This is a genomic window from Okeania sp. SIO2F4, assembly GCF_010672385.1.
Lineage (GTDB): Bacteria > Cyanobacteriota > Cyanobacteriia > Cyanobacteriales > Microcoleaceae > Trichodesmium.
In genome coordinates this window covers 1-2,520 of record NZ_JAAHGT010001176.1, presented here as the reverse complement: position 1 = coordinate 2,520, position 2,520 = coordinate 1, and the positions used below count along the sequence as shown (strand labels likewise).

General features: G+C 38.8%; 3 protein-coding genes and 1 pseudogene. All 4 read right to left on the bottom strand.

The genetic code is table 11. The features are described 5' to 3' along the window. Positions 1 to 262: 262 nt before the first annotated feature. The 4 genes and pseudogenes from F6K22_RS42800 to F6K22_RS38535 all read right to left on the bottom strand — a co-directional run bounded on the left by F6K22_RS42800 (position 263) and on the right by F6K22_RS38535 (position 2,224). The gene (locus tag F6K22_RS42800) at positions 263 to 472 is read right to left on the bottom strand and encodes a hypothetical protein (protein ID WP_363275363.1); all 210 of its coding nucleotides are present in this window, start codon (positions 470 to 472) and stop codon (positions 263 to 265) included. A 3-nt stretch (positions 473 to 475) separates the two neighbouring features. Continuing rightward, on the bottom strand, positions 476 to 607 hold the full coding sequence (locus F6K22_RS38545; protein ID WP_293110186.1) for a hypothetical protein: 132 nt from the start codon (positions 605 to 607) through the stop codon (positions 476 to 478). A gap of 289 nt (positions 608 to 896) precedes the next feature. Beyond that, positions 897 to 1,094, bottom strand: coding sequence for a hypothetical protein (locus F6K22_RS38540; protein ID WP_293110184.1), 198 nt, complete (start codon positions 1,092 to 1,094; stop codon positions 897 to 899). A gap of 311 nt (positions 1,095 to 1,405) precedes the next feature. Next, positions 1,406 to 2,224, bottom strand: a pseudogene (locus F6K22_RS38535) (RNA-guided endonuclease TnpB family protein). Positions 2,225 to 2,520 lie beyond the last annotated feature (296 nt).

The window sequence follows — 2,520 nt, the reverse complement described above, 5'->3', positions numbered from 1 at the left end:
CCATAAATAGGCAGATGGTCACCATCTAAAAATGAAGCTATACTTGTATAACTCTCTTGGTGTTTCTATAAATATTATTCCATATTCATCCCACAACTGAGCTATTCTTTCTTTGAGTCTAGCTGTCGGAATTGGTACAAATTATGAATTACTTTTATGACCATTATCTATTTGATTTTTCTGACCTTTATTCCAACCAAAAACAATTGTACCAATCTGATTTTTGTGCGCAATGATTAATTACTATACTATTCTGGCTGCTTTATTTATACCCAAATCGAATTTGGCGGTTACGCTTTTCTGTAATGGCAGCTGGTCTATTTGACCAAAATCCCAAAGGTTGATTTTCTTTAATAGTTGATATCTGTTTGTTGTACCAACGATTCATTGATTTAATCTGTTTCCCATCTACTATCAAACTCGTATTTACATTGGATACACAGGTCAACAAATTATTTACACCGTGGTCTATTCCTCAGACATTATCTTGATTTAATTGAGGTTTAATTACTACTTCTTTTTCATAGATAAATTCTTGGGTAAAACATCTGTTCCTCGGTAATATTCTCAGTTCTTTAATAGCAGAAAATGCTCTTATACTAGGCATTGGAATTAAAAAGCTATCTACTCCAAACCAGCGTTTACAGGTATTCTAAGCGTGGTACTCTAATTTGATTATCTTTAAGTTTTAATGCTTGAAAAGGGGAACTAACTGTAGCCATTCCCCCTTTTTTTATGTAGTTAGGAATCCTTGGTCTGTCTGAGATTTTACCTGAACTATACGCTTTAATTAGACCATCCTGAAGAGCGAAATGATTCCGCTACAGTTCTCAAGATTTGTTGCGCTGAAGAGCGAATATAAAACTTTATAGTGGTTGTTCTTTTTGTAGACTTTTTCATGCGTCATACTTACCCAGGGTTTTGTGAGACTTAAAATATAATTGTCTGCCATAATATATTCCCATGTTAGTTAGTTTGTGAGACTGTTCGCACAAGAATTTTAAGATAGCAATTAATTCAGGATTTTTACCTACTAAAACTTGCTGACAACAGTACATTTGAAACGGGCGGAGTGAAAAGTTATTGTCGATCATAGTAACAGAGGATAACTAAAGTTGTCTAGTCCAAATAACTCTCTTATTTTTATGTCCCAGTTCAAACACGGAGGAGCTTCAACGTCGCTTTTCGGTAAAATAAAATACTTCGGATTAAAATCCGACGACTCGCCTTTCATCCATCGCTTAAAAGACGATGGCTTTCATGCTCCCGTGTTATTTAGGTAATCTGAGTAGAAGATTGTACAATTACCCAAAATCTCAACTAAATCTGGTTTAGTAGTTGTATATTCCTTGACATCCTCCCGACGCTGCTCTAGGAGACAGCGCGGGATTCCCTAGCATCGCTGTTAGGGGTTTCCTGCTGCCTCTTGCAGAGGAGCTGCGCTAACATAGCACTCGCATAAACGAGATTTACTCCCAGAAGGTCTTACAGTCGCTCCACAGGCTGACACTGCTAGTCCAGCAGCCAAAATGTTAATTGCAGCATTGATATCCCGGTCATGGTGACTACCACACTCTGGGCAGTCCCACTCTCTTACCCTTAAAGGTAATTTTTCTAATATACACCCACAATTAGAGCAACGCTTTGTTAGCGTTAGCTAAGCTCCTCTGTAAGAGGCAGCTCCTCTGAAAGAGGCACTAGGAAAATATCGGTCAATCTTGATTAATTCCCGTCCATACCATTGAGCTTTGTACTCTAATTGCCTGACTAATTCTGACCAGTTAGCATCACTGATAGCTCTAGCTAATTTGTGGTTTTTGACCATGTTGTTCACAGCTAAATCCTCAACTACTATAGTTTGGTTTTCTCTTATTAGTCGTAGGGGAGCCGTCGGATTGGCGACGTATGTCAGTTTGTGGGTATAGTCAAGCCTTGAATCTTTAATCTTGGCGTGTATCTTGGCAACTTTCAGCCTGGCTTTCTGATAGTTGTTAGACCCCTTGGTTTTCCTAAATAGGGATTTCTGGGTTAACCTGAGCTTTTTATGTAACTTCTGAAGATTCTTTGGGTTAGCAACTTTTTCTCCATCACTTGTAGTTAAAAGGCTGGTGATGCCTAAGTCAATGCCCATTTGTTTGTTAGTCGGCTTAAGCCTCAAATCTCTGATGTCATCAACCCTCAAAGATACAGACCATCTACCACTTGGGTCAAGTTTGGCAGTAATTGTACTAGGTACACAACCTGGTGGTAGTTGCCTATTCCATCTAATGGGTAATGGTTCTGCACCCGATCGCTAGATCTACTTGAGCATCTTTCCACTTAAATGCAGATTTTGTGAATTCAGCACTGCCGCCATTACGTTTTTTCTTGAATTTCGGGTACTTAGCACGGCCACTAAAAAAGTTGGTGAAAGCAGTTTGTAAATGGACTACCGCCTTGCTGCAATGGTACACTGCTTACTTGAGTAAGAAAATCTAAATCTTTCTGTTTTTTCCAGTTCGTCAGCATGGCCGAAGTTTG